This is a genomic window from Bradyrhizobium sp. STM 3557, from assembly GCF_045571465.1.
In the GTDB taxonomy this organism is placed as follows: domain Bacteria; phylum Pseudomonadota; class Alphaproteobacteria; order Rhizobiales; family Xanthobacteraceae; genus Bradyrhizobium.
The window spans coordinates 5387414-5413635 of record NZ_CP120697.1 but is presented as its reverse complement, the minus strand read 5'-3'; the positions used below and the strand labels follow the sequence as shown (position 1 = coordinate 5413635).

Annotated in this window: 20 protein-coding genes and 1 pseudogene; 14 read left to right on the top strand and 7 right to left on the bottom strand. The window is 64.9% G+C overall.

From position 1 onward, the window contains the following. Positions 1-10: 10 nt before the first annotated feature. Entirely contained in the window at positions 11-1150 is a 1140-nt protein-coding gene (locus P6U24_RS24870) for an FAD-dependent oxidoreductase (RefSeq protein ID WP_407155114.1), read from the bottom strand. Between the two features lie 144 nt (positions 1151-1294). On the opposite strand from P6U24_RS24870, the gene P6U24_RS24865 reads away from it, so the two are divergent. From P6U24_RS24865 to P6U24_RS24850, 4 genes are all read left to right on the top strand, one after another. After that, positions 1295-2236, top strand: coding sequence for a dienelactone hydrolase family protein (locus P6U24_RS24865; RefSeq protein ID WP_407155113.1), 942 nt, complete (start codon positions 1295-1297; stop codon positions 2234-2236). Positions 2237-2443: 207 nt separating this feature from the next. Then, on the top strand, positions 2444-4048 hold the full coding sequence (locus P6U24_RS24860) for a class I adenylate-forming enzyme family protein (protein WP_407155112.1): 1605 nt from the start codon (positions 2444-2446) through the stop codon (positions 4046-4048). A gap of 90 nt (positions 4049-4138) precedes the next feature. Then, on the top strand, positions 4139-4411 hold the full coding sequence (locus P6U24_RS24855; RefSeq protein WP_407155111.1) for a hypothetical protein: 273 nt from the start codon (positions 4139-4141) through the stop codon (positions 4409-4411). Between the two features lie 316 nt (positions 4412-4727). Beyond that, positions 4728-5981: a threonine/serine exporter ThrE family protein gene (locus P6U24_RS24850; protein ID WP_407155110.1), complete on the top strand. Its 1254-nt coding sequence runs from the start codon at positions 4728-4730 to the stop codon at positions 5979-5981. 161 nt (positions 5982-6142) lie between these two features. Here the strand turns inward: P6U24_RS24850 and P6U24_RS24845 are convergent, their stop codons facing one another. Next, the gene (locus tag P6U24_RS24845; RefSeq protein WP_407155109.1) at positions 6143-7042 is read right to left on the bottom strand and encodes a LysR family transcriptional regulator; all 900 of its coding nucleotides are present in this window, start codon (positions 7040-7042) and stop codon (positions 6143-6145) included. 136 nt (positions 7043-7178) lie between these two features. On the opposite strand from P6U24_RS24845, the gene P6U24_RS24840 reads away from it, so the two are divergent. From P6U24_RS24840 to P6U24_RS24820, 5 genes are all read left to right on the top strand, one after another. Then, positions 7179-8003: an alpha/beta fold hydrolase gene (locus tag P6U24_RS24840; protein ID WP_407155108.1), complete on the top strand. Its 825-nt coding sequence runs from the start codon at positions 7179-7181 to the stop codon at positions 8001-8003. A 19-nt stretch (positions 8004-8022) separates the two neighbouring features. Beyond that, entirely contained in the window at positions 8023-8982 is a 960-nt protein-coding gene (locus P6U24_RS24835; RefSeq protein WP_407160571.1) for an MBL fold metallo-hydrolase, read from the top strand. A 46-nt stretch (positions 8983-9028) separates the two neighbouring features. After that, on the top strand, positions 9029-10036 hold the full coding sequence (locus P6U24_RS24830) for an alpha/beta fold hydrolase (protein WP_407155107.1): 1008 nt from the start codon (positions 9029-9031) through the stop codon (positions 10034-10036). 1041 nt (positions 10037-11077) lie between these two features. After that, the gene (locus tag P6U24_RS24825; protein ID WP_407155106.1) at positions 11078-11449 is read left to right on the top strand and encodes a tRNA-binding protein; all 372 of its coding nucleotides are present in this window, start codon (positions 11078-11080) and stop codon (positions 11447-11449) included. 21 nt (positions 11450-11470) lie between these two features. Next, entirely contained in the window at positions 11471-13426 is a 1956-nt protein-coding gene (locus tag P6U24_RS24820) for an alpha amylase C-terminal domain-containing protein (RefSeq protein WP_407155105.1), read from the top strand. 103 nt (positions 13427-13529) lie between these two features. Here P6U24_RS24820 and P6U24_RS24815 read toward each other — a convergent pair whose 3' ends face one another. Beyond that, positions 13530-14465 (bottom strand): sugar kinase, encoded by a 936-nt coding sequence (locus tag P6U24_RS24815; RefSeq protein WP_407155104.1) that lies wholly within the window; start codon positions 14463-14465, stop codon positions 13530-13532. Further along, complete coding sequence (locus P6U24_RS24810) at positions 14449-15489, bottom strand: SPFH domain-containing protein (protein WP_407155103.1); 1041 nt, start codon at positions 15487-15489, stop codon at positions 14449-14451. Before P6U24_RS24810 ends, P6U24_RS24815 begins: the two co-directional genes overlap by 17 nt. Before the next feature lie 130 nt (positions 15490-15619). On the opposite strand from P6U24_RS24810, the gene P6U24_RS24805 reads away from it, so the two are divergent. Next, positions 15620-16342 carry an NUDIX hydrolase gene (locus P6U24_RS24805; RefSeq protein ID WP_407155102.1) on the top strand — a complete coding sequence of 241 codons (723 nt, stop codon included), beginning with the start codon at positions 15620-15622 and terminating at the stop codon, positions 16340-16342. Between the two features lie 108 nt (positions 16343-16450). Here P6U24_RS24805 and P6U24_RS24800 read toward each other — a convergent pair whose 3' ends face one another. Beyond that, positions 16451-16996: a hypothetical protein gene (locus tag P6U24_RS24800; protein ID WP_407155101.1), complete on the bottom strand. Its 546-nt coding sequence runs from the start codon at positions 16994-16996 to the stop codon at positions 16451-16453. Between the two features lie 384 nt (positions 16997-17380). On the opposite strand from P6U24_RS24800, the gene P6U24_RS24795 reads away from it, so the two are divergent. Further along, positions 17381-19480, top strand: a complete 2100-nt coding sequence (locus tag P6U24_RS24795; RefSeq protein ID WP_407155100.1) for a methyl-accepting chemotaxis protein — start codon at positions 17381-17383, stop codon at positions 19478-19480. On the opposite strand, the gene P6U24_RS24790 is transcribed toward P6U24_RS24795, so the two are convergent. Both P6U24_RS24790 and P6U24_RS24785 read right to left on the bottom strand, forming a co-directional pair. Continuing rightward, entirely contained in the window at positions 19455-20969 is a 1515-nt protein-coding gene (locus P6U24_RS24790; RefSeq protein WP_407155099.1) for a carboxylesterase/lipase family protein, read from the bottom strand. The genes P6U24_RS24795 and P6U24_RS24790 overlap by 26 nt on opposite strands. A 4-nt stretch (positions 20970-20973) precedes the next feature. Then, the gene (locus tag P6U24_RS24785) at positions 20974-22350 is read right to left on the bottom strand and encodes an MFS transporter (RefSeq protein ID WP_407155098.1); all 1377 of its coding nucleotides are present in this window, start codon (positions 22348-22350) and stop codon (positions 20974-20976) included. A 204-nt stretch (positions 22351-22554) separates the two neighbouring features. Here P6U24_RS24785 and P6U24_RS24780 point away from each other — a divergent pair. The 3 genes and pseudogenes from P6U24_RS24780 to P6U24_RS24770 form a co-directional block, all read left to right on the top strand. Further along, a pseudogene (locus P6U24_RS24780) lies at positions 22555-23220 on the top strand (TetR/AcrR family transcriptional regulator); the annotation flags it as partial. A 72-nt stretch (positions 23221-23292) separates the two neighbouring features. Further along, positions 23293-24132 carry a shikimate dehydrogenase gene (locus tag P6U24_RS24775; RefSeq protein ID WP_407160570.1) on the top strand — a complete coding sequence of 280 codons (840 nt, stop codon included), beginning with the start codon at positions 23293-23295 and terminating at the stop codon, positions 24130-24132. 129 nt (positions 24133-24261) lie between these two features. After that, positions 24262-26130, top strand: a complete 1869-nt coding sequence (locus tag P6U24_RS24770) for a bifunctional sugar phosphate isomerase/epimerase/4-hydroxyphenylpyruvate dioxygenase family protein (protein WP_407155097.1) — start codon at positions 24262-24264, stop codon at positions 26128-26130. The last annotated feature ends 92 nt before the right edge of the window (positions 26131-26222 follow it).

Genomic DNA, 26222 nt, shown 5'->3' with positions numbered 1-26222 from the left:
GCGGCTGCACTCACGCGAACGCCGAATAGCGCGAGAGCTGGAAGAACGGCTCGACCTCGTAGTTCGGATCGGTCGCGAGACGGGCAAGCCTTGCGCCGATGGCGGGCGCGAATTTGGCGCCGTGACCGGAGCAGGGCGAGGCGATGATCAGCCGCGGATCGCGCCAGCGATCGATGATGAACTCCGCGCCGCTGTCGGGCCGGCGGTCGGCCGGCAGCGTGTTGGTGTAGAGGCAGACGTCGCGTTCGAGGATCGGCCCGGCGGCACCAGGGATGAATCTCGCCAGGGCATCCGCTGTCGTCGCGAGCTCGGCGTCGGTGGCCGGCGGCTCCCAGTCGTCGGCATCAACGGTCCGCCCATGATTGTGCGGCGCCGCCTTGACGCCGCGCTGCTCGAAATCCGGAAAGCCGTAGACGGTGTTGTCGATGCCGAGATCGAGGATGAAGATCGGGAATTGGCCTGGGAGCACCGTCTCGGGCCGGGCAGGCCTGAACCAGCCGACCGCCTGGCGGGTCACGTTCAGCACGGAGCCAATCTCCGGCAGCGCGCGGCTGAGCCAGGGACCGAGCGCGAGAATGACGCGTTGAGCAAGCACGTCTTCGGATCTGCTGCGCACCAGGACGCCAGCGGAACGCGGGTCGATCCGCGCGGCTTCCGCGATCACCCGCTCGCCGGCGCGCGCCCGCATGATCCGCAAGGCGAGTTCGGCCTTCAGGATGGCGCCGCCGTCCTGCACCACCGCGTCCCAGTCGGCGGGCAGAGCGAAGGCCGGGAATTGATCGTTGATCTCCGCGGCCGACCGCGTGGGATCGGGGCGTCCGTTCGCGATCGCCGCAGCGTGCGAGGCTGCCACCGCGGCTGAACCCGGCAAACCCGCCTCCAGCACAGGGCAGGGGACGAGAATGGATTCGCCGGAGGAGGCTTCCAGGCGCGTCCAGCCCGCATGCGCCTCGTCGCTGAGCCCGGTATAATTGTCGTTCTCGAAGTTGAAACGCCGGAAGATGCGGCAGGAGCCGTGCGAGGAGCCACGATCTGAGGCGGGACCAAGCGGATCGAATCCGATCGCATCGACGCCTGCACTCAGCAGCGCGTCAAGGGCGGCACTGCCCATCAAGCCAAGCCCGACGACGACGACATCGCATCTGCGCATGAAGAGTACCTCCGCGCGGATGATAATCGCGTGGCGCGGTCCTGCGCGAGTGCCTTCTCGAGCGCCGCGCGTGCTTTCCAACATCCCGCAATCTTTGAACCCGTTCTCCCTCGGGCCCGACTGAGTTTCAGGTGAGTGCAGACCATGGGCAGCTCCTTGCGATCTCTTCTCGTCAACACGGTTTCGAGGCTGCAATCGAGACTCATTGCAATCTCGTTCCCTGTCATTGGGCTGCTGGCCTTGACGGCTCCCGCCAGGGCGCAGCCGGACACGGTCTATTTCGACAGCCTCGATCAGAAGACCACAATCGTGGGCTATCTCTTCAAGCCCAGAGGTCCCGGACCTTACCCGGCCATCGTGCTCCTCCACGGCCGGGCAGGTCCTTACTCGATCAATGACAACGCCGATTGCACCCTGGTTGCGAAGGCCGTGCCGTCGCCCTGCAATGCGGGCACGCTGTCCAAGCGGCATGCGATGTGGGGGCAATATTGGGCGGACCATGGCGTCCTTGCCCTGCTTCCCGACAGCTTTGGTCCGCGCGGCAAGGCGCATGGCTTCGGGCGGTTCTCGCATGATGATGTCGAGCGCGACGACGTGAACGAATTGACGGTGCGGCCGCTCGATACCCAGGGAGCGCTGGCCTACTTGCGAAGCCGCAGCGATGTCCTGCCCGACCGCATCTTCCTGCAGGGCTGGTCGAACGGCGGATCGACCGCGCTGAACGTGATGATCCGCCAAGGGATCGACCGCGCGGGCAGCGAAGGGCAGCGGCCAGGCTTCCGCGCAGCGCTGGCCTTTTATCCGGGCTGCGGGCCTGCCGCGCTCCTGAAGCCCGTCATCCACAGCGGGGCGCCGATCGCGATGTTCCTCGCCGAAGACGATGAGGAAGTCTCGCCGGTCCGCTGCCTTGAGGTCGCCGATCGCTCGCGGGCCGCAGGAGCGGCGATCGATGTGACGCTGTATCCGGGCGCAACGCATGACTTCGATGATCCCGGCCAGCGGCGGCAAGCCGTTCCCGGCAATCGGTCGGCGAAGACGGATGCGATGACAAAAGCGCTGACGGTTCTCGAGGCGAACAAACGATGAGCCTGGTGTGCCCAGCGGCCCAAATGGGTGATCGCTCGCTCTGATTGCATGACATATATCATGCCATGATGAGGCGATTTCGCGGACATTTCATGCGCTCCGCCACATCTTTGGCCCTGCCTTACAGCGGCAACCAATTACTCCCGCTGTGAAATTTCCCTGTAGCCGAGGCCGCTCAAAACGGCACCGTCACAAGGGAGACCAGCGATGACCCTCACTCCGAACGATGCCCTGATCCAGAAGGCACAGGCTCGGCCGCAAGATACGGCATTCATTTTTCACGATGTCGTGTGGACCTATCAGAAGCTCGCGCGCGAAACCGATCGGCTTGCACGGGCGATGGCCGCGCAGGGCGTCGGGCCAGGCGACCGCGTCGCCATCCACATGATGAACCGGCCCGAATTCGTCGTGGCCTATCACGCCTGCTTCCGGCTGGGTGCGATCGCCGCGCCGCTGCGCACCGCTTTCACCTTCGCAGAACTCGGGCCGATCCTGCGGCGGCTGGAGCCCGCGCTGTATCTCGGTGAGGCCGGGCTGTACGGCAATGTCGCGGCGGTGGATGCCGCGCTGCTGCCGGCGTCGCAGCGCTTCGTCCTCGGCGCCGCCGGCGATGGCGGCTTCCAGCCTTGGGAGGCCCTGTTCACCGGCAGTCAGGATGCGGTGATGTTCCCGCCGGTTGCGGATGAGCCGTGCGTGCTGATCACGACATCAGGTACGACCGGCCAGCCGAAATTCGTGACGCATACCCAGGCGACGCTCGCCGCTTCGGTGGCCCTGACGCGCGACCACTGGGACCTCAGTGAACGCGATGTCGTGGCGGTGCCGTTGGCGCTGGCGCATATGAGCGGCCTGTTCTGCACGGTGTGCTTCCTGCAGCTGGGCTTGCCCTTCATCCTGCTCGAGGGCTTCGAGGCGGACAAGGTGCTCGATGCCATGGAGCGTCACGCGACGACGGTGCATATCGGCTTTCCAGCCCAATATGCGGCGATGGCCGAGGCCCAGCAGAAGCGGCAGCGCAATCTCGGCGCGCTGCGCTACAGCCTCACCGGCGGCGATACCTGTCCGGTCGCCTTGCAGGAGCAGGTGACGTCGCTGTTCGGCGCGCCGCTCTACAACCTCTGGGGGGCGAGCGAGGTGATTGGCCAGTTGACGTTCGGGCTGCGTCCCGGCCAGGTGATGCGCGTGGTCCCGGGCGCGCAGGTCCGCATCGTCGATGACGCGGGCAATGATGTCGCCGACGGCGAGGTCGGCGAGATGCTGATCGCCGGCGACAATCTGTTTGTCGGCTACTGGAACGATGACAAGGCGACCGCGGCGGCGCTGCGCGACGGCTGGTATCACACCGGCGACCTGGTGCGGCGGGGCGAGGGCGACGAGATCTGGTTCGTTGCGCGCAAGAAGGACATCATCATTCGCGGCGGCACCAATATCTCGCCGATCGAGATCGAGGAGGCGATCATCGCCGCGCATCCCGCGGTCGCGCAGGCCGCGGTGGTGGGCCTGCCCGACGAGGTGCTCGGCCAGCGGGTATTCGCCTTCGCGACCCTCGCAGGCACCGCGGCGGGTGACGCTGTCATGCCCGAGCTGGTCGGCCGGCTCTCGCAGCGGCTTGCGGCCTACAAGATGCCGGAGGCGATCATGGTGATTGACAAGATGCCGCGCAACGCGCTGAGCAAGGTGGATCGGCAGATGCTGCTGGCGATGGCGATGCAGGCCGACCGCGACCAGCGCTCGCAGGCCGCGCCGGCACGGCTTCTGCCGGTGACACAGGCCGAAGCGAAATCGCCGCGGCGCAGCGTGGCCAGCAGGTAGAGGCCCGCGGCAGGCACGCTCGGCGGAGGGCGGCAGGCATTGATGGGCCGCCCTTCGCGACAGGTCGCTGTCGAACCAGGAGATTCACTCATGAATAGTCATCACGTGATCAAGACCTTTGTGCTGGCGGCCCTGATGAACATGCGCACCGTCGTGGCGCAGACCAATCCGCCGATTCCGCAGCTCTCGACGGTCGGCATGGCGGCGCAGTCGGAGCCCTACGATCCGCGCATGTCGACGCCGATCGGCCATCGCCAGCCGCGCCCGAAAGACGTGACGGTGGGCGAGGCAAGCAAGATCGACCAGATCGACGCGGAAAGCGCCGCCGTCGATCGCAAGCTCACCATCTGCCGGGGATGTTGAGGCAGTCACGCGGGCGCGCGTTCATCCCGGATTTTGCGCGTCCACGCCGGTTGCTTGGGCATCAAGGATTGATCGGATGCAAACCCCAAAGCGAGCATGCAACCACGACAGCTGGGAACGTCGCGGCCGTTTCCAAAGGCCCCTTTTGATTTTTTTTGGCCGGTCACGCGTCGAACAGCCGTTGGCGCGCAATAGTTTATAACAACGCATAACGGGCGAATTCTCCGCGTCAGTGCCAAGATCATTGGCACATCGACGGTATTGGCAGGCCCGTGCACGAGGGCAGCTGGTGTGCGTGTCTCCCGGGGAATGGGCCATGACTGGCGAAGAGCGTCTTGAGCTGATCCTTTCATTCGCAAAGGTTCTTTACGTCAACGGGCAGGCAACGGAGCAGGTCGTCGCTGCGATCCGGCGGCTCACCAGCAAGCTTGGTCTTGCTGCCGAGCTGTTGCCGCGCTGGGGCGAATTGCAATTGCGTGTGCGCGGCGACCGGCTGATGGCGGTCTGTAATGTCGCCGCCGATCCGAGCGGGGTCGACATGGACCGGGTCGTGTCCGCGATGCAGGCGCTGACGGAGATCGAGGCGGGCCGGCTTTCGCTCGAGGAGGCGGGAAATCGGATCGATGTCATCGCCAAGGCGCCGCCGGCGCCGACGTGGCTGTTTGCCCTGGCGGCGGCGATCGGCGCGCTGGCGCTCGCGATCATCTTCGGCATCCAGCATCTGCCAGCCGCGCTGATCATCTTCGTAAGCGCGGGGGCAGGCGGGCTGCTCCGCCGCGCCATCGCCAAAGTGAGCGCGAACATCTTCACCCAGCCGTTCTGCGCGGCCCTGCTTGCAGGTGCCCTCGGCGGACTCGCCGTGCACTATCAGCTGAGCACGGCGCTGCGGCTGGTGGTGGTGTGCCCCTGCATGGTGCTGGTTCCGGGTCCGCACATTCTCAACGGCATGCTCGACCTGATGAATGGCCGAATCCATCTCGGTTCGGCTCGCCTGATCTATGCCGGCCTTGTGATCATGGCGATCTCGATCGGACTGCTCGTGGGGCTCGCGCTGTTTCAGCAGTCGCTGCCGATCGATCCGGCGGGACCGGCCGTGCCGCTTTGGCTGGACGTCGTTGCCGCGGGCGTTGCGGTGGCCTGCTACAGCGTCTTCTTCTCGACCCCGCTGAACATGCTGCCGTGGCCGGTTGCCGTCGGCATGCTGGCGCATGCCGTGCGCTGGGCTTGCATCAATCAGTTCGGCCTCGGCGCCGCCACGAGTGCCTTGATGGCCTGTCTCGTCGTCGGGCTATTGCTCACGCCGGTGTCGCGACGAACACATATCCCGTTTGCGGCCATCGGCTTTGCCGCGGTGGTGTCGATGATCCCCGGCGTTTACGTTTTCAGGATGGTGAGCGGGCTGCTGCAGATCGCGGATACCGCGCAAGTAAGACCCGAGCTTCTGGGATCGACCATTGCCGACGGTGTCATCGCCACCGCCATCATACTGGCCATGAGCTTTGGCCTGATCGTCCCGAAGATGGTGATCGACCGTCTCGGCGATCGGCCTCGACGCGCGAAGGAGGGCTAGAGATGCCTATTTCGGCGCAGCCCGATCAGATCAGCGCCGGCCCGAATGCTGCGCATGGAGGAGCGGCTGCCTCGTGTTTTCGCGGACTTTGGTCGAGGAGGCCGCGCGCAAGAGGATGCATTGCAGTGGTCGAAGCCAGGAACAGGCTATCGTGCGTGAGTTCAAGCCAATGCCAGCCGAGCCTTTAGACGCGGCGCCATCCAATCGAGAAACGCGCGCAATTTGACCGGTGCCGGCTTGCGCGGAGGGTAGATGATGTGCACAGGAAGTGGCTCCGGCTCGAATTCTTCGAGGACGATGGCAAGTTGTCCGGCGCGCTTCGCAGCGTCCATCTTGTACGACATCACGCGAGCCAGTCCGGCGCCTCCGATCGCCGCGAGCACCGCGGCTTCAGACGTATTGACACACAGCCGCGACCTGATCGGCTCTATCCTTGCGCGGCTGCCGCGCACGAATTTCCAGACTGCAGGAATGGCGTGATCGTCGATCGTGATGCAGTCGTGCTTGTCGAGGTCGCTGAGTTGCGTGGGCCGCCCGCGTGCGTTGAGATAGCTGGGACTCGCGCAAACGACGGTGCGGATCGAGCCGACGCGGGTCGCGATCATGCCGCTGTCTGGTAGGACGCCGACACGGATGGCGATATCGATGTTCTCGCTGATGGTATTGACCACCCGATCGGTCAGCATCAGTCGCAACGATATTTCCGGATAGGCTTCCAGGAATTCGACCGTGAGCGGCAGCAAGTGCGTGTGTCCGAGTCCCCAGGGTGCCGTTACCGCCATCTGTCCCCTGGGAATTCGGTATTCACCCGATACCTCGCGCTCGGCATCATCCACTTGCTCGATGATGCGCTTGCAGGAATCGATGTAGGACCGACCCGCGTCGGTCAACGTCATCCGCCGTGAGGTCCGTTGGAAGAGCTGAGTTTTCAGGCGGGATTCGAGTTCGGCGACCTTGCGGCTGACGGTCGCGACCGGCGATTTCAGGCGGCGCGACGCCGCCGAAATGCTGCCGGTCTCAGTCACGGCGATGATCACGGACATCGCCTCCAAGCGGTCCATCGCGGGCCTCGCCTTTCCGATCTTTGAGAAGCTCCTTCCCAATCATATGGGCTGCCCGGCTGCGCTGCAACGCAGTATGCCGAATGGGGGCAACAGATGCGCGCCGGTCCGCCCGCAGAAAGCGCAGGAGTTCGGGATGAACACTGTCACGACAAAAGATGGCGTCGAGATCTTTTACAAAGACTGGGGCAGGGGGCAACCCGTCGTGTTCAGCCACGGCTGGCCGCTATCGTCCGACGACTGGGATGCCCAAATGCTGTTCTTCCTCGGCAAGGGCTATCGCGTCATCGCCCATGACCGGCGTGGCCATGGCCGCTCGACGCAGACGGGCGACCATCACGACATGGATCATTATGCCGACGACCTTGCCGCGGTGACGGCGCATCTCGATCTGCATGACGCGATCCACGTCGGCCATTCCACCGGCGGCGGCGAAGTGGTGCGCTACCTCGCGCGGCACGGTGAGAGCCGCGTGGTCAAGGCGGCGATCATCAGCGCCGTACCCCCGTTGATGGTGCGAACCGCGGCCAATCCGGGCGGCCTGCCAAAGGCCGTGTTCGACGACTTTCAGGCGCAGCTTGCGGCCAACCGGTCCGAATTCTATCGCGCCGTCGCGTCAGGTCCCTTCTACAATTACAACCGGCCAGGCACTGAACGCTCCGAAGCCATCATCCAGAACTGGTGGCGCCAGGGCATGATGGGCGGCGCCAAAGCGCATTACGACGGCATTGTCGCGTTCTCTCAGACCGATTTCACGTCCGACCTGAAGAAGATCAACGTGCCGGTGCTGGTGATGCACAGCGAGGACGATCAGATCGTTCCTTATGCCGATGCCGGACCATTGTCGGCCAGGCTTTTGAAGAACGGTACGCTGAAGACCTACAAGGGATTTCCGCACGGCATGCCGACCACGCAGGCCGACATGATCAATGCCGACCTTTTGACATTCATCGAGAGCTGAAGGCGCCATGGCAGTCTCGATGGAGAAATTTCCGTCCCGACGCGGCTTCTGTCTGTGCTGCGTCCGCGGCATAGTCACCGCGGCCATGGGAGCGTCTCTCGCACCGCCCGCGGCTTTCGCGGAGGCGCGCGGCCTGGTCAGCCTGATCAAGGACAGCGCTGCGGCGTCGCCGATCGTCACGCACAGGTTGCGCAACAATATCAGCGTGCTCGAAGGCTCCGGCGGCAGCATCGCCGTGCTGACCGGCCCTGATGGCAAGGTGCTGATCGATGCCGGTATTGCCGTGTCCCGCCCGCAACTCACCAGCGCTCTCGCGGAGCTTGGGGCCGAGCCCATCACGCACTTGATCAATACTCATTGGCATTTCGATCATACCGACGGCAACGCTTGGCTCAACGCGACCGGCGCGAAGATCATCGCCCAGGAAAACACCCGCAAACATCTGTCCGAAGTGCAGCGCGTCGAGGATTGGGACTACAATTTTCTTGCGCAGCCGCCGGGCGGAATCCCGACCGAAGTGTTCGTTCGCGAGCATAGCCTCAAGCTCAACGGCGCGAGCATTGCGCTCAAGCATTACGGGCGGGCGCATACCGACAGCGACATTTCGGTGACGTTTCCTGAAGCAAATGTCGTGCATCTGGCCGATACGTTCTGGAACGGCATCTATCCGTTCATCGATTATTCAACGGGCGGCAGCATCGACGGGATGATCGCGGCTTCCAATGCCAATCTCGCTGCGACGAACGACGACACCATCATCATCGCCGGCCACGGCAAAGCCGTCGGCAACCGGGTTGAACTCCGCGAATTCCGCGACATGCTCGTCGCAATCCGCGACAACGTCGCCGCGCTCAAGAGGCAGGGGCGCTCGCGCGACGAGACCGTGGCGGCCAAGCCAACCGCCGCCTTCGACGCCAGGTTTGGACAGTTCGTCATCGATCCCGCTTTTTTTGTACGGCTTGTCTATGAAGGTGTCTGAGCGCGTGCGCGGGTGATCCATTAATCACTTCGAATTGGAGGCCGACATGAAAGACGTTGATTTGACTCAGACGCCATCGTGGTCGCTGGACCGCCGGCGGTTCGCTATGGCGCTGCCGCTGCTGGCCGCCGGCGCCGCTTCTCCGCAGACTGCGTTGGCGGCAACGGCACCGCCGGAAGGCAAGGCGCCGATCGTCACTCATCACCGGACCAGGGCTGTCGACGGCATCAAGATATTCTATCGCGAGGCGGGGCCGGCGGGTGCTCCGGTGCTGCTGTTGCTGCACGGATTTCCGACCTCGTCCCATATGTTTCGCAACCTGATCCCGGAGCTCGCCGACCGCTATCATGTGATCGCTCCCGACTATCCCGGCTATGGGCAGAGCGACATGCCCGACCGCGCAAAATTTTCGTATACCTTCGACCGGTTTGGAGAACTCGTCGATGGCCTGCTCGATCAACTCGGCGTCGAGCGCTATGCCATGTACGTCATGGACTATGGCGCTCCCGTAGGCTGGCGCCTTGCCCTCAAGCATCCCAAGCGCATCACGGCCCTGGTCGTGCAGAACGGGAACGCCTATGAAGAAGGCCTCAAGGAGTTCTGGAATCCGATCAAGGCTTACTGGTCCGATCATTCGGAAGAGCACCGCAAGGCACTTTATGTGCTGGTCACGCCGGAAACGACGAAGTTTCAATACACCGACGGGGTCAGCGATGTCAGCCGCGTCGCTCCCGACAACTGGGTTCATGATCAGGCGCTGCTCGATCGTCCCGGCAACGCCGAAATCCAAATGGATCTGTTCTACGACTACCGCACCAACCTGCCACTCTATCCGGCGGTGCAGGCCTATTTCCGGAAGCACCAGCCACCGACGCTGATCGTCTGGGGCAAGAACGACAAGATTTTCCCTGCCGACGGGGCCTATCCCTACAAGCGCGACCTCCCCAAGGTCGAGTTTCACCTGATCGACACCGGCCATTTCGCGCTCGAGGACAAAGCCGACGAAATGGTGCCGCTGATCCGCGACTTCCTCAACCGCAATGTCGCAACGTAAGGCAGCAGGCGGGCAGACGACACTCGCTCCGTCTGGCATCGCGGTGGCGGTCGGATTGCGCTGACGCTGCCCGCCTGTCGCACCGAAGCAGAGCACACGCAGGGTGCTGCATTCGGTTGTCGGTCCAGGGGCGGCCAGAGCACCCGAAACGCGTGCGCCGAAACACGAAGTTTGCCATTGTTTTCAATGCGACTCGGCTTGTCCAGACGCTCGGCGAAAAATATTCTTGTTTCGCTTTTTCGGAAATTGTGTTACTCTGTTGCCATCCCGCCTCATCGCAGAGGGGCGTTGCGCGCGATCGTCACGACACGCGAGGCGGGGATGCGGTGGCCGCGAGGGTGTCACAGCGTGCTTGCAAGTACGCGGACGATTGGCATCGCGCGCGGACGCGAAATCGTACGGTCCTGACACCCCGACGCTGGTGTCAAGTTCGCAGCGATGCTGGCGCATCGCGCGGATGATGGTGGCCAACAAGCCCGGCGCACCAGGGAGACTACGTATAAGCGTTAAAACCACCGCGCAGGGAATGCCGGATGATCTGGCTGCACCTGTGGTGACTGCCGCCTGCTTTTTCTTCTGCAGGCGGGCCATGGGTGAGGCCTTCACCCGGCATTCCCTGCGCCCTTTGCATTGTCGAGGGCGAGCGAGACGAGCACCACTCGGGCACATCGTGTCGCGGGCATGCGAGGTCATGGGTGGATCAGCAGAGCTACACACTCGGTGTCATTCCGGGGCGCTTGCGCAGCAAGCGAGCCGGAATCCATAACCACCATCGTGAGTATGGATTCTCAGATGCGAAATTGCGCATCATAGCTCGCGCGGAGCCTGTCATCGGGCCGCGGCTTCGCGCGGACCCGTTGGCGCGTCCCGGAATGACGACGAGAGAGCGGTCACGAGGATATCGAATGACAGCGAGGTGAATCCTGCAGCACCGAGGATTGTCAGCCTGCGCTGCTGCGACTATGAAATTCGACATCTGTCACGCGAAAGGGAACGCGGCCGGCCGGTCGGACACCGCTTTCGCCGTTCGAGAAAGTCACCATGCATCTCGCCCATGATCCCACCGCTGCGCCCGCGCCGCAGATCAATTTCGACCAGTTCCTGGCGGTCGATATCCGCGTCGGCACCATCGTCGCGGCCGAGCCTTATCCCGAGGCGCGCAAGCCATCGCTCAAGCTGACGATCGATTTCGGTCCCGCGATCGGCACGAAGCGCTCCAGCGCACAGATCGCGACGCTGTATGAGCCGGCCGCGCTGATCGGGCGCCAGGTCGCCGGCGTGGTCAATTTTCCGCCGCGCCAGATCGGCAAGTTCATGTCGGAGGTGCTGGCGCTCGGCTTTCCGGACGAGCACGGCAATGTGGTGCTGTTCGCGCCGGACAGGCGCGTGCCCAATGGTGCGCGGCTGTTCTGAGATCAACGAAGCGAGGCGGCCATGCAGACCATCGACCAGCATGCTACCGGGCCGGCCCTCGCGCCGGGCTCGCGCGTGTCGCTCCGGCAGATGCATCTCTTGCAGGCGCCGATGGGCGGCACCTTGGTGCCGGGCGGCGCCACTTTCCGCGTGTTCGCGCCGCATGCCAAGGCGCTCTATGTCTGCGGCGATTTCAACAACTGGGTGCAGGATGCAAGCTGCCAGATGGCGCCGATCGGTGGCGGCCACTGGGCCGTCTTCATCCCGGCCTTGAAGGACGGCGACCCCTATATGTACTTCGTCGACGGGCAGGGCTCGTCGGGCTACAAGCGCGATCCGTATGCGCGCCTGCTCACCATCGAGCCGCCATTTCCGAAGGCCCATTCGGTGCTGCGCAATCCGGATGCCTTTCCCTGGCATGAGGCGCACTTTACGCCGCCGCCGTTCAACGAACTCGTGATCTATCAGCTTCATGTCGGCAGCTTCGACATCAAGCCGGGCAATCCGGACGGCTGCTTCTTCGACGTCATCGAGCGCGTGCCGCATCTCGCCTCGCTCGGCGTCAACGCGATCGAGCTCTTGCCGGTGCAGGAATTCCCGACCACCTTCAGCATGGGCTACAACGGCACCGACCTGTTCAGCCCCGAAACCGAGTATGGCGAGGCCGACGAAGCCAAGCTGAAAGCCTATGTCGACCGGACCAACGCGATCCTGGCAGCGGCCGGGCAGGCGCCTTATGCCGGCGCCGACGTGCTTCGTCACTGTGACGACCAGCTCCGTGCGCTGATCGACGTCTGCCATGTCCATGGCATCGGCGTGATCTTCGATGCCGTCTACAACCATGCCGGCGGCGGCTTCGACGATCATTCGATCTGGTTCTTCGACCGCCAGCCCACCGGCAATGCCAACGACAGCCTGTATTTCACCGACCAGGGCTGGGCCGGTGGCCAGGTGTTCGCTTATTGGAATGCGGACATCCGTCAGTTCCTGGTCGACAATGCGCTGTCGTTCTATCGCGAGTACCGGATCGATGGCCTGCGCTTCGACGAGGTCAGCGTCATGGATCGCTTCGGCGGCTGGGCCACCTGCCAGCAACTGACCTCAGCGCTGCGCGTCGAGAAGCCGGATGCGATCCAGATCGCCGAATATTGGCCGGTCAATCCGTGGGTGGTGAAGGACCACGCTGAGGGCGGCGCCGGCTTCGACGCGACCTGGGGTGACCGGCTGCGCGAGGCCGTGCGCGGCGCGCTCGGCGCAGCGGCTGGCGGTGCGTCTGCCAGCGTCTCGATGCAGGCGATCGCCGATGCGCTCGCCGACGGCAGCCTCGGTAAGCGCTGGCGGGCGGTGCAGGCGATCGAGAACCACGACATCGTCTATGCGGGGCGCCAGCCGCGGGTCGCAATGCTCGCCGACTCCATTGATCCGCGCTCCTGGTATGCGCGCAGCCGCAGCCGGGTTGCGACCGGGCTGCTCCTGACCGCGCCGGGCATTCCGATGCTGTTCATGGGGCAGGAGCTGTTGGAGGCGAGGCCCTGGAGCGACACGCTGGCGTCTGCGACCGAGATCGCCTGGGCGATGCTGGACAGCGGCGACACGGTCACGACCGACTTCGTCCGCTTCGTGCGCGAGCTGATTGCGCTGCGCCGTAGCCGCAAGGCGCTGTCCGGCGAGGGCTGCGCGATCGTCCATGTCCACGACGGCAACCGGGTGCTGGCGTTCGAGCGCTGGGTCGAGGGCAGCGATGATGCGGTGATGGTGGTCGTGAGCCTGAACGAGACCGCGTGGCAGGACTATGCCATCGGCTTCCCGGCGGGCGGCGCCTGGCGGCTGGTGTTCGATAGCGAGGCCTACGAGGCCGGCGCTTCTTCCGCTGTGGGACGCGAGATATCAGCCGATGGACCGCCGCTGCACGGCCGGCCGTGTTCGGCGCATGTTGCGATCCCGGCGAATGGGATTGTGGTGTATGCGAGGAATTAGAGCGTTTTCAAGCGAAGTGGACACCGATTCGCGTGAAGAAAACGCGTCAAAACAAAAAGCTAGAGCCTCGTTCCGATTCAATCGGAACGAGGTTCCAGTGGCCTCAGACGATCAGCCGGCCGTGTCGCTCCGCGATCCCGATGACGGCCTCCGTGCCGGAGTTGAAATCGAGCCGGTCGGCCTCGATGCCGTCAGAGAAGATGACGCCGTTCTCCGGCATCAGCGAGCGCAGCCGCAAAGCATCGGATGCGCCGAGGCGGCCGCAGACCAGGTTGACCTGCGAGCTCCTGCTCGGAAACGGCTCGCGCACGGCAAAGCGCAGTTCGCGCGCGTCCCAGGGCAGCGCGTCATAATGCGCCCCGTTCGGGGAGCTGCCGAAGCTGCCGGCGATCGCGAGCGAGCCGGTGACGATGCTCTTGAACCAGGCGGTCGAGCCGAGCCCCGTCGCTACGATCAGGCCAGAGGAGGATTGCCGCTCGCGCTGCTCGCCGGCCGCGATCTCGTAAATCGCCGAGACATGCGAGCGTGCGCCGATGAAGAGGTCATTGACGGCATAGAGCTCCTGGCCGTCCGACAGGCGCGCTTTCGCCATGGTCACGGATTTGGCGGCACGCTTGTCGGCCGCGACTTCGGGCAGGAGAGCAGGGAGATCGGAGGGACAGAACGGCAGCAGGATGCCGTCATAGCGCCTGGCGTCCGGGTTGAGGCCGATCAGCGGATGGCCGTCGAGATATTTCATGGTGTTGGCGACCACGCCGTCCTGGCCGAGCGCGACCACGATGTCATCAGGACCGAAGATGAAGTTCGGCAGGAAGCCGCGATCGATCACCTGATAGCGGCCCCAGTGCTCCAGCGCCTGCACCGTGCGGGCGCGCTCGGCCTGGTAGACGTCATGCTCGCGCCGGTAGTCGGAGAAGTCGGCGCCGAGATGCTCGACATAGAACTTCGCCTGCTCAGCGGTGAGGAACCTTGCGACGAGCTCCTCGAGCCGCGTCCTTCTGACGACCAGCACCACCTTGCGGTCATTGGCGGCGGGCACGGGCTGCCTCCACGGGTTTCTCCATGAGCGCGTTCAGAAGCTCCGGTGAGACGTTGAGCTGGCCGATCTTCTCGGCCTTCTCGGCGAGGCCTGAGAACGCCTGCGCGATCAGCTGCCCGGGCTGCATGCCGGTTGCGGCGAGCGCCTGGATCACGCGCGTGTCGACGCCCTCGAAGATCTTCATCAGCGCGCCGACTCGGTATGCCTCGGCATCCGCCAGCATGCGGGTGTTCTCGGCGTTCAGTTCGACAAAGTCCTTGCGGCGGCCTTCCAGCGCGATGTCGGCGACCATGCCGGCCTCGCGCAGCTCGTTCTGCTTGGCGGCGACGCTCGCCTCCGCATCCATCTGGGTCTCGCGGATCGCGCGCTTCTTCTGCTCGACGGCGATCTCGGTGTCGAGCTCGCTCTCGCGGATGGCGCGCTCCTGCTCGACGGCGAAATTGCGCCGCGCGAAGATCGCTTCGTCCGCGGTCTTGAGGATCGCCTCGCGCGCCTCCGCCTCCAGCGCCTTCGCGGTGTCGGGCGTCGGCTTCACCGCGCGCACGGAGACGCCCAGGATCTCGAGCCCGAGCGAGGCGATGTCGGCGCGGTTCTTCAGGCCGGTCGCGACCGCCTCCGCAATGCGGTCGGAGGCGCGCAGCGCTTCTTTAAGGGTCATCTCCTTCACGAGCTGCTGCGCCAGCACCTCGACGGTGCCGAGGATGCGCTGCGGCAGCTTCTCCGGATCGTCGGACTCATATGTCTTGCCGTCGCTCTTCAGCGCGAAGTTGAGCATCGCGGCGGCCTTTCTCGGCTCGCTGATGCGGTAGGTGACATGGCCCTGAATGGTCAGAGTCTGAAAGTCGCGCGCGGTCTGCTGAAAGATGAAGGCGGCGTCGCGGCTGCCGATGGGCACCGCGACCAGGGAGGTGGCGGGTCCGTAATAGAAGGTGGACAGGCCGGCGCCCTCCTGGGTCACCTGGCCGGCGCGGTATTTCAGCAGATAGGTGGTGGGCTGGGCCTTGATGAAGCGAATGCCGAACATGGCGGTATCCTCGCAAACGGCTGACATAAGTGCGTCACGCCAACTAAGTAAGTTGGACAGTACAACTAAGTATGCTATTGTCAAGCGGAAAGGCGATGAGGCGGAAGTGGCAGGCGCTCAGGGACAAAAGATGAATGAAAACAGCCGGAAGGCAGGCCGCGGGCTGGATTTCCCGCGCCCCTTGACCACGGTCGATATCGTCATCTTCGCGATCCGGGACGACGCCTTGCAGGTGCTGCTGGTGCAGCGGGGCCAGGGCGAGGGCGAGCCGTTTCCGGGCGCTTATGCGCTGCCCGGCGGCTTTGTCGACGTCGACCGGGATCGGGATCTCGAAGCCTGCGCGCGGCGCAAGCTGAAGGACAAGACCGGCGTCGTCAGTCCTTATCTCGAGCAGCTGGGCAGCTGGGGGAGCGCGACCCGCGACCCCCGCGGCTGGTCGGCAACTCATGCCTATTTCGCGCTGTTGCCCGCCTCAGTGGCGGATGCCGCCCTGGCACCCGATGCGCAGTGGTTTCCGCTGATCAGCGGCAAGGTCAAACCGAAGCTCGCCTTCGACCACGGCGAAATCCTGCAGACGGCCGTGCAGCGGCTGCGCAGCAAGGTCGAGTACACCTCGCTGCCGGCCTATCTGATGCCGCCGGAGTTCACGCTGCCGGAATTGCAGCGGACGTTCGAGATCGTGCTGGACCGCCCGCTGGAGAAAAGCGCGTTCCGGACCCGGATGCTGTCGGCCGACCTGATCGAGCCCATCGACAAGATGCGCAAGGGGCCGAACCGGCCGGCGCAGCTCTATCGGCTGAAGCCAGCAAAGGCGCCGGTCTATTTCGCCCGCACCTTCAATCCGCCGGAGTGAGCAGGAATGTGCGGAGCCCGCAAGGTGGAAGAGCGTCCGACCCGCGGGAACCGTCAGGCCGGACGCTTGCGGGCGGCGGGCTGTAAGCCGGTTGCCGCCGGTCTTGCTTCAGGTCGTGTAGTTCAGCACCAGCGAGGTGCCTGTCGCGCTCGACGAGGTGGTGCCATTGGCGCCGTAGGACGAGGCGGATTGAGTGATGGACTTTTGCAGCGCCGCCAGCAGCTCTCTCAAGAGCTCGGTCGTATCCGTAGCCGTGCTCGACGACGAACTGGTGCTGCTGTCGTCGGAGCTGGCATCGTCCGTGCCAGATGCGGACGGCGGCGGGCCCCCGGCGCCAGGCGCATGGCCGGAGAAGGCATTGGCGAACACGCTCTTCAGCTCGGTGGCCTGGTCGGAGGTGAGCTTGCCGCTCGACACCTCGCTCTGGATCAGGTCGTCGATCTTGGACTTCATATCCTGCGGGGCGGCGGAAGCAGAGGGCGAGCTGCTACCCGCGCTGCTCTTCAGCGCGGAGTCGATGTCGTCGAGCGCCGAGCTGAGCGCGCTCTGATCGGATGAGGCGACGTTACCGGCGGAGACTTCCCTGGCGAGCTCCTGCTTGAGCATGTCGAGCGGCGAATAGCCGGAGGTCGAGGTCGCAGACGAGATGGTCATGGCATGTTCCCCAGATTGAAAAGTTCGGGCCTGGGAGCAGGTAGAACCGGCCCGCTTAATGGGATCTTGCGCTGCGTTTCGCGATATTTCCGCAGGCGCAGCAAACACACAATGAAGCAAGAAAGGATGCCAAGGAACCGTGTAGTTACGGGCTTTTTGCAGTGCCGGCCGATCCGGGAGGCACGAATCATGTCGCATCCGTGCGTCGCGGCATCGTCAGGTCGTTGGCCACACCGCCGTCCTAACAGGGACTAATTAGCAAGGAACCATGGTCGCTCACTCCAGCGAAACTGATAGGAAAGCCGCCTCAATCAGCGGAAAATTAACGTAAAGGGAGCACTATTTTCCCATAAGTCATGAGTGAATGCTGTTGGACATTGCCGCATGAAGCTGCTCACTGGCCTTTCGATCCGCACTGTGTTGGGACTCATCATCGGCGTGCTTGCGCTGCTGCTGGTGGTCCGGCTGACCATCGACGTCACCGATGCCGTCGACCGGCATTCCGCCGCAGGGCGCGTCGAGCGGCTGGCGGGCACGGATCAGCAATTGTTCGCCGCCCTCTACGGGTTCCGCCTGGAGCGTGGTGCATTTCTCGGCGCGCTTGTGAGCGAACAGCCGGCGGACGATGCGATTGAAAGCAGGATCGCAAGCACCCGCCAGGCCTCGGAAGCCGGCTATCACGCGGTTCTGGAACGTCTCGCGGGATTTGCCAACGCCAAGCTCGCCGCGCGGCTCAACACCATGATCGCGGTGCATGACAAGATGGCTTCGCTGCGCACGCAGGCGGATAGTGCCATTCGCCGGCAAAAATCAGAGCGCGATCGTGATCTGATCGAAGAATTCCGTGCCGTTGCACAGGATTACCTCGATGCGATGTTCGGGCTCACGGCCGATCTCGAGGAGACCTTGAAGCTGGTCGATCCCCTGGTGGACCAGCTGCTCGGTGTCAAGCAGTCGGCCTGGGCGGCGCGCAGCTACGGCGGGCTCCTCGCGGTGCGCATCGAAAGCGCGGCAACGTCAGGCAAGCCTTGGAGCCCGGCTGACATGATCGCCGCGGCTGAAGATAATGGCCGGGCCATGCAGGCCTGGAGCCAGGTGCTCGACGCCGCCTCGCGCCCCGATGCACCTGCGGCGGTCATCGCGCCGATCGCGCGCGCCAGGCAGCCTGATGCGGTTGCGCTGGCCGAACGGCAGAAGAGCTTGATCAAGACGCTGCGCGAGGGCGGCACCATCGACGTGCCGTTCTCCGAACTCACCAAGCTAAATACCGCGGTGCTGTCGACCGGCGTCGACGTCGCCAATGCCGCGCTGTCGGAGATGGTGAAGGCGGCCGAAGCCCAGATGAGTGGGGCGCGACTCAGCCTTGTCATGAATGGCGCGATGCTGGCGCTCGGGATCGCGGTCGCGGCGTTCGGCTTCATCCTCGTGCACCGGCGGGTCAGCGCACCGGTGCTCGCCTTGACCGAGGCCATGCGCCGGCTCGCCGAGCGCGACTATGAGATCGAGCTGGTCGGCGCCGAGCGAGGCGACGAGATCGGCGAGATGTCGCGCATGGTTGCCGTGTTCAAGGCGAACATGATCGAGGGCGATCGCCTTGCCGAGGAAAAAGCCATTGAGCAGGCGCGCAAGGAGCGTCGGCAGATCGCGGTCGAAGGCCTGATCAAGCGGTTCGAATCGACCGTCACGGACTCGCTGCAGACTTTGACGCGAGCCTCGAGCCAGCTTGACGGCACCGCCCAATCGATGTCGGCGACCGCCGACCAAGGGCGCGCCAAGGCGGCCGAGGTGGCGAACGTGTCGGAACGGGCGTCCGGCAATGTGCAGATGGTCGCGGCGGCGACCGAGCAGCTTACGGCATCGATTGGCGAAATCAGCCGGCAGGTCTCGGAATCAAGCACAATTGCGAATGCGGCGGCGGCCGAGGCCGAGAAGACCAATCAGCAGGTTCAGACCCTCTCCGACGCGGCCCAGCGCATCGGCGATGTGGTCGCATTGATCACCGGCATTGCGAGCCAGACCAATCTGCTGGCGCTCAACGCGACCATCGAGGCGGCGCGGGCAGGCGAGGCCGGCCGGGGCTTTGCCGTGGTGGCGTCCGAGGTGAAGGCGCTGGCGAGCCAGACCGCCAAGGCGACCGAAGAGATCAGCGCGCAGGTCGCGGGCATCCAAGGCGCGACCCGCAGCTCGGTCGATGCGATCGGGGGGATCAGCGCGACCATCCAGCGCGTCAACCAGATCACCTCCGCCATTGCGGCGGCCGTCGAGCAGCAGGGCGCAGCGACGCGCGAGATCGCACGCAACGTGCAGCAGGCCTCCGAGGGCACGAGCGAGGTGTCGCGGCACATCGCCGGCGTGTCGGCGGCGACCGCCGAGACCGGCAAGGCCGCTGGCGAGGTGCTGGATTCGGCCAAGGCGCTGACGAGCCTCTCCAACGATCTCCGCCGCGATGTCGACAGCTTCATCGGCGATCTGCGCGTGGCGTGACGCCAATCAGCCGTCGCGCGCCTTTCAGGAGGCGCCAAGCCTCGTCTCGCGGCGTGTCCTTGACGCTGCTGATGCGGAACGGGCTGTCGAAGACCGCGAATTGGCGGCCGCTAGCCGTGAAGCTTGGCCAGTGCGTCGCATCGTCGGGTTGTCCGTTGCGAGCAAAGCGCAGCACGCAGGCCTGCAGCCGTGCCGCGACCTCGATATCGGCCAGCGTCATCGGTCCGCCGGCGCGCCCCAGGATTGGGCGGTCGAGGAAGGTGGGTGGGTGCGCCCATAGGCAGGCGTTGTCGGCGCCATGCGTCGGCCCCTGCGAGCGGAAAGGTTCGAGCCGCGGCGCGTGATCGAAGCGGCTGAGCCACACGCGGCCGCGGGCCTGGTCCTGAAGCTGCGCGAGCTCGTCCAGCGGCCGGTGCCACATCGCATCCGACAGCAGCGCCTCATAAGCATCCTCGTCAGCGCGTGCGGTGTCGCGATAGCAGGTGAGTAGCCGCTCCCAGCCGGGATCGCCAAATTGCGAGCGGATGCGGGCTTCGGTCACACGGATCATCGCGGCCGGCGGCGTGCTCTTCAGGAACATCGTCATCTCGTCGCGGCAGGAGCCGAGCCAGAGACTCTGCTCACGCACCGCGCCTTCGGCCACGGCCTGGCGCGGGTCGCAGGGAATGATGGCGCCGTCCGGCACGGGACCAAACAGCGTGCCGTGCGCGGTGTGATCGGCTACATCGCGGCCGACTCGCTCGGCCGTTTCCAACAGGGTCCGTACCGGGACGTCGAGGATGCGCGCCGCATCCCGTGGCGCGAGCTTGAGTGACGTGAGAAAGCGGTCGGCGATCTCATCGGCCTGGGGCTTCGGCATGATGCCGCGGCCGGGTACGCTGAAGGCGATCGCGCCACGGAATTTGCCGCGCGCCTGCGGCAAGGTCATCAGCGTGACCACCAGCGCAGCGCCGGCGGACTGGCCGATCAGCGTGATGGCATCGGCATTGCCGCCGAAGGTGCCGATATTGTCCCGGACCCAGTCGAGTGCGGCGAGCGTGTCGGTGACGGCGAGGTTGCTGGCCTCGGACAGCGGGCCACCGAGGCGATCGAGCTGCAGGAAGCCGAGCGGGCCGAGCCGATAGTTGATGGTGACGATGACGGCCGGGCCATGCGCGGCGAGATGTGTGCCGTCATAGTCGGAGCCGGCGCCGGCGATGAAAGCGCCGCCATGGATGAAGAACAGCACCGGCAGTGGCTGTTCGATCGCTGCCGGCGTCCAGATGTTCAGGGTAAGACAATCGGCTTCGGCATCGTCGGAGACCAAGCCGGGCTGCGGCGCCACTGGGCCGAACGCCGTGCAGCGGCGCGGCGCGTCCCAGGCAGGGAAGGGCGTGGCACGCCGGAAACGCAGCGCGCGTGCGAACGGGATGCCCTTGAAGGCGCGCACGCCTCCAAGGGTCTCGCCGATCACGGCGCCAATGCGGGTCTCGACTAGCGGTGCTGACATCGTGTCAGGTGTGGACGGATGCGGCTGTGCTGTCATGTTCGATCACGTCGGTGCGCTTCTTGCCGAGATCCTCGATGCCGACCGTATGGGTCTCGTGGGCGGTGGCCGCCGCCGCTGCCGAGATCACGCAGCAGCAGGCGATGAAGGCGGCGACGGGGATCCATCCGGTGGGGCCGTCACCGAGCAGGCTCTGGCTGATCACGGGCGTGAAGCCGGCAGCCAGGAAGCCGAGCTGGGTGCCGATCGCGGTCCCCGAATAGCGTACCCGGGTCTCGAACATCTCGGCGTAGAACGAGGGCCAGATCGCGTTGGGCGCCGTATAGATGAGGCCGGACAGCACCACCGTGGCGACCAGGATCGCCGCCGGGTTGCCCGACGTGATGACCATGAAATAGGGGAAGATCATCACCGCGCAGCCGAGCACGCCGCCGATGAACACCGGCTTGCGGCCGATGCGGTCGGCGAGGATGGCCCACAATGGCTGCGCGACCAGTGCGGTCGCGTTGGCCAGCACGCCGGCCCACAGCATCGTGGTGCGCGGCACGCCGAACTTGCTCGTGGCATAGCCCAGCGCGAATACGGCGGTGACCGTGCTGACCGTCGCGATCAGCGCGCAGACGATCACGCGCAGCACGTCCGGCCAGAAATCGCGCAAGAGAGCGACGATCGGAAAGCGCGCGACCGCGTTGCGGGTCTTGATGTCGTTGAAGGCCGGCGTCTCCGGCATGGTGCGGCGGACCAGATAGGCGACCACGAGCACGACGAAGGACAGCAGGAACGGGATGCGCCAGCCCCAGCTCAGGAGTTGCTCCTCGGGCAGTGCGGCGACGGGAATGAACACCAACGTGGCCAGGATGGCGCCGGCCTGGGTGCCGGTCAGCGTCCAGCTGGTAAAGAAGGCGCGGCGGCCGCTGTCGGAATGCTCCAGCGTGAGCGAGTTGGAGCCGCTCTGTTCGCCGGCGGCGGACAGGCCTTGCAAGAGCCGCAGCAGGGTGAGCAGAAGAGGCGCCGCGCTGCCGATCATGCGCGCATCCGGCAGCAGCCCGATCGCAAGCGTCGATCCGCCCATCAGGACCAGCGTGACCACCAGCACCGTCTTGCGACCGATGCGATCGCCGAAATGGCCGAGGACCACCGCGCCGACCGGGCGCGCGATATAGCCGATGCCGAAGCTGAGCAGCGCCAGCACAGTGCCAGTCGCGGGGTCGACATTGGCGAAGAACACTTTTGGAAAGATCAGCGCCGCGGCGGTGCCGTAGATGAAGAAGTCATAGTACTCGAGCATGCTGCCGACGAAGCTGACGATTGCGGCGCGTTGCGGCAGGCGGTCTCTCGATCGGTCCTGGGTCTGAGGCGAGTCCTTGGGCGTGGCCGATGTCATGTATCTCCCCCTTATCTTGTTGCGTGTGCTTGGCTTTCGGTCCCGTCGTCGGTGCACATTCGCGGCATCCGACCAGGACGAGCTTGCTTTCTCGGTGGGCGCCCATCATAATGTACGAACTAGTTCGTTTCAAGGTGCAAACTGATGGGGCCGCAGACCGGGCGCCCCGGCAGGACTAGGATCGGGCAGGACCGCGAGGGGATCATGTTGGAACGGACAACCGATAAATCGCAGCCAAGCCATCCGGAGCCGAGCCGGCGCAAGAACGATCCGGAAGCGACGAAGCGCAACATCATCGATGTCGCGACCGACGAGTTTGCAGCGCAGGGCTATTCGGGGGCGCGGGTCGATGAGATCGCCGCCAAGACCCGCACCTCGAAGCGGATGATCTATTACTATTTCGGCGGCAAGGAGCAGCTTTACCTCGCAGTGCTGGAAGAGGCCTATCGCTCAATCCGCGAGCTGGAAGAGAGCCTCGATACCGAGAACTGCAGCGCCGTGGAGGCGATCCGCCGTCTGATCGAGGCGACCTTCGACCATGACGAGCGCAACCCGAACTTCATCCGGCTGGTCTCGATCGAGAACATCCATCGCGCCAGGCACCTCAAGCACAGCGCGCAGCTGCGCGAGATCAATGCCAGCGTGATCGCCACCCTGCGCCGCATCCTGGAGCGCGGCCGGGCCGAAGGCGTGTTCCGGCACGATGTCGACCCGATCGACCTGCATCTGGCGATCAGCTCGTTCTGCTTCTTCCGCGTCGCCAATCAGTACACGTTTGGCGCGCTGTTCAATCGCGACCTCGCAGAGCCGGCGGTGCGCGATCGCAACAAGCAGCAGATTGCCGACATGGTGCTGGCGTATCTGACCAGCGGGGCGGGCGCGTCCGTGACGGCAGCGGCGAACGTCACCGCAACTGCTGCAGAGTTCGCCGAGCAGCCGCATGTGCTGACCGGCCTGATCGGCGCGCCGATCAAGCATTCCGCTTCGCCCGCGATGCATGAAGCTGCCGCAGCCGCAGTCGGCCTGCGCGGTCATTATCAGCTCATCGAAGTCGCCGGTGCCGACCGCGCGCAACTGCGCGGCCTGCTCGATGGCGTGAGACAGATGGGCTTTGCCGGTGTCAACGTGACATACCCTTACAAGGAAGCGGTGGTCGCGCTGCTGGACGAGCTCGCGCCGGAGGCTAAGGCCATGGCCGCGGTCAACACCGTGGTCGTGCGCGATAACAGGCTGATCGGTCACAACACCGACACCACAGGTTTTGCGCGTGCGGTAGCGCCATTGGTTGCGGCTTCCGGACATGGACCGGTGGCGTTGGTCGGTGCCGGCGGCGTCGGCAAGGCGATCGCCTTTGCGCTTGTCAGTCTCGGAATAAGCGAGCTGCGCATCGTCGATGCTGACCGCACCAAGGCGGAGGCGCTGGCTGCGCTATTGCGCGATCATCCCGGCGTCAGCGTCGCCGATACGGTCGAAGCGGCGCTGCGCGGCGCAGTCGGTCTTGTCAACGGCACGCCGGTTGGCATGCTGCCGAACCGTGACACCCCGGTGCCGGGAGGCTTGCTGCATGATGGGCTATGGGTGGCGGATGCGATCTATTCGCCGCTGTGGACGCCGCTGCTCACCGCCGCCAAGGCGAGGGGCGCGCGGGTGATGACCGGGCGCGAGCTCGCGATCCACCAGGCCGCCGATGGGTTCAAGCTGTTCACCGGCCGTGAGGCTTCGGTCGAGGCGATCGCGGCGGCGTTCGACGGCGTGATGGCGAGGCGGTATGGGGCAGGATAGCTGCGACGTCATTGCGAGGAGCGATAGCTCCGAAGCAATCCAGTCTTTCTGCTAGTCCCTGGATTGCTTCGCTCCGCTCGCAATGACGATACTCACGAAGAGCTACAACAGGCGAGGAAGGACGGCCACATGAACCAGCGCTCGATCGCAACGGTCTCGATCAGCGGCGCGCTCGAGGAGAAGCTGCGAGCGATCGCTGCCGCCGGCTTCCCGGCGGTCGAGATCTTCGAGAATGATTTGATCTCGTCGGGCGCGCGGCCGCGCGAGATCGCGAAGCTCTGCGCCGATCTCGGCCTGTCGATCTGCGCCTATCAGCCGTTCCGCGACTTCGAGGGCATGCCGGAGCCGCAGCGCTCGCGCAACTTCGCTCGTGCCGAGCGCAAATTTGACCTGATGCAGGAGCTCGGCACCGATCTCTTGTTGATCTGCAGCAACGTCTCGCCGCTGGCGCTCGGCGGCATCGATCGTGCGGCTGACGATTTTCGTGAGCTCGGCGAGCGCGCCGCCAAGCGGGACTTGCGCATCGGCTACGAGGCGCTGGCCTGGGGGCGGCATGTCAACGACCATCGCGATGCCTGGGAGATCGTGCGCCGCGCCGATCATCCTGCTATTGGCGTCATCCTCGACAGCTTCCACACGCTGGCGCCGAAGTTTCCGCAGCGATCGATCCGCGCGATCCCGGCCGACAAGATCTTCCTGGTGCAGCTTGCGGATGCACCGCGGCTCGAGCTCGACGTGCTGTCATGGAGCCGGCATTTCCGCTGCTTTCCGGGGCAGGGCGATCTGCCGGTCGCCGACTTCATGCAGGCGATCCGCGCCACCGGCTATGCCGGGCCGCTGTCGCTGGAGATTTTCAACGATCAGTTCCGCGCCGGATCTGCCGCGCGGACGGCGGTTGACGGCATGCGCTCGCTGATCCTGCTGGAGGAGGCGCTGGCGGCCTCACCGGAACCGGCCCGGGCAACGTTGCCCCCGCGGCCGCGCAGCCGCGGCGTCAGCTTCGTCGAGTTCGCCGTCAACCAGCCCAAGGCCGAGGGGCTGGCAGCTCTGTTCGGCCAGCTCGGCTTCCGCAAGACCGGGCGGCATCGCAGCAAGGCGGTGGAGCGCTGGTCGCAAGGCGGGATCGAGCTCGTCATCAATCGCGAACCCTCCGGCTTTGCCCATTCGCATTATGTGACACATGGGCCCGGCGTCTGCGCCATCGGCCTCGACGTGGACGATGCCGGCCGCATCATGGCGCGCGCGGACGCGCTGAAGGCGAAGACGTTCCACCAGCCGGTCGGTCCCGGCGAGCTGCAGATCCCGGCGATCCATGGCGTCGGCGGCAGCCTGCTGTATTTCCTCGATAGCGGCGACAGCAACTGGGACGTCGACTTCGTCGCAATCGAAAGCAGCGCAGCGAGCGATCGCCTGACCGCGATCGACCACATCTCGCAATCGATGCCGCATGAAGAGATGCTGTCGTGGCTCTCGTTCTACACCGGCATGCTCGACCTTATCAGGCTGCCGCAGCTCGAGATCGCCGACATCCGCGGCCTCGTCGCGAGCCAGGCGCTGATCAACACCGACCGGTCCTTGCGCATCATCCTCAACGGTTCGACGGCGACACGGACCCAGTCGGCGCGCTTCATCAATGAGTTCTTCGGCTCCGGCGTGCAGCACATCGCCTTTGCCTGCAATGATATCTTCGCCACTGTCGCCGAGATGCGCGCCCGCGGCGCCGGTTTCCTCGACATCCCCGACAACTACTATGACGACCTCGAGGCCAAGTACGATCTCGATCCGGCCACCCTAGCAAGCTTGCGCGCCAACCGGATCCTGTACGACCGCGAAGGCGATGGCGAGTTTTTCCAGGTCTATACCCACGTGTTCGAGGAGCGCTTCTTCTTCGAGATCGTCGAGCGCCGCCTCTATCAGGGCTTTGGCGCAGCCAACGCTGCGATCCGGCTCGCCGCCCAGGCCCGCGAGGCCGCGCCGTCGGATGCGTCGGCGATGTGAGCCGACCGCCGCGTCAGCCGGACGCGTATCGGTATTCCGGACGACGTCCACGGGATGGCGGCATGCCGGAAGCGCAGGGCTGAGAAGCGAAA

What these genes read in the sequence shown, in the direction of transcription:
- P6U24_RS24870 (WP_407155114.1), bottom strand. Translation starts at nt 1,150, where the DNA reads ATGCGCAGATGCGATGTCGTCGTCGTCGGGCTTGGCTTGATGGGCAGT.
- P6U24_RS24865 (WP_407155113.1), top strand. Translation starts at nt 1,295, where the DNA reads ATGGGCAGCTCCTTGCGATCTCTTCTCGTCAACACGGTTTCGAGGCTG.
- P6U24_RS24860 (WP_407155112.1), top strand. Translation starts at nt 2,444, where the DNA reads ATGACCCTCACTCCGAACGATGCCCTGATCCAGAAGGCACAGGCTCGG.
- P6U24_RS24855 (WP_407155111.1), top strand. Translation starts at nt 4,139, where the DNA reads ATGAATAGTCATCACGTGATCAAGACCTTTGTGCTGGCGGCCCTGATG.
- P6U24_RS24850 (WP_407155110.1), top strand. Translation starts at nt 4,728, where the DNA reads ATGACTGGCGAAGAGCGTCTTGAGCTGATCCTTTCATTCGCAAAGGTT.
- P6U24_RS24845 (WP_407155109.1), bottom strand. Translation starts at nt 7,042, where the DNA reads ATGGACCGCTTGGAGGCGATGTCCGTGATCATCGCCGTGACTGAGACC.
- P6U24_RS24840 (WP_407155108.1), top strand. Translation starts at nt 7,179, where the DNA reads ATGAACACTGTCACGACAAAAGATGGCGTCGAGATCTTTTACAAAGAC.
- P6U24_RS24835 (WP_407160571.1), top strand. Translation starts at nt 8,023, where the DNA reads ATGGAGAAATTTCCGTCCCGACGCGGCTTCTGTCTGTGCTGCGTCCGC.
- P6U24_RS24830 (WP_407155107.1), top strand. Translation starts at nt 9,029, where the DNA reads ATGAAAGACGTTGATTTGACTCAGACGCCATCGTGGTCGCTGGACCGC.
- P6U24_RS24825 (WP_407155106.1), top strand. Translation starts at nt 11,078, where the DNA reads ATGCATCTCGCCCATGATCCCACCGCTGCGCCCGCGCCGCAGATCAAT.
- P6U24_RS24820 (WP_407155105.1), top strand. Translation starts at nt 11,471, where the DNA reads ATGCAGACCATCGACCAGCATGCTACCGGGCCGGCCCTCGCGCCGGGC.
- P6U24_RS24810 (WP_407155103.1), bottom strand. Translation starts at nt 15,489, where the DNA reads ATGTTCGGCATTCGCTTCATCAAGGCCCAGCCCACCACCTATCTGCTG.
- P6U24_RS24805 (WP_407155102.1), top strand. Translation starts at nt 15,620, where the DNA reads ATGAATGAAAACAGCCGGAAGGCAGGCCGCGGGCTGGATTTCCCGCGC.
- P6U24_RS24800 (WP_407155101.1), bottom strand. Translation starts at nt 16,996, where the DNA reads ATGACCATCTCGTCTGCGACCTCGACCTCCGGCTATTCGCCGCTCGAC.
- P6U24_RS24795 (WP_407155100.1), top strand. Translation starts at nt 17,381, where the DNA reads ATGAAGCTGCTCACTGGCCTTTCGATCCGCACTGTGTTGGGACTCATC.
- P6U24_RS24790 (WP_407155099.1), bottom strand. Translation starts at nt 20,969, where the DNA reads ATGTCAGCACCGCTAGTCGAGACCCGCATTGGCGCCGTGATCGGCGAG.
- P6U24_RS24785 (WP_407155098.1), bottom strand. Translation starts at nt 22,350, where the DNA reads ATGACATCGGCCACGCCCAAGGACTCGCCTCAGACCCAGGACCGATCG.
- P6U24_RS24770 (WP_407155097.1), top strand. Translation starts at nt 24,262, where the DNA reads ATGAACCAGCGCTCGATCGCAACGGTCTCGATCAGCGGCGCGCTCGAG.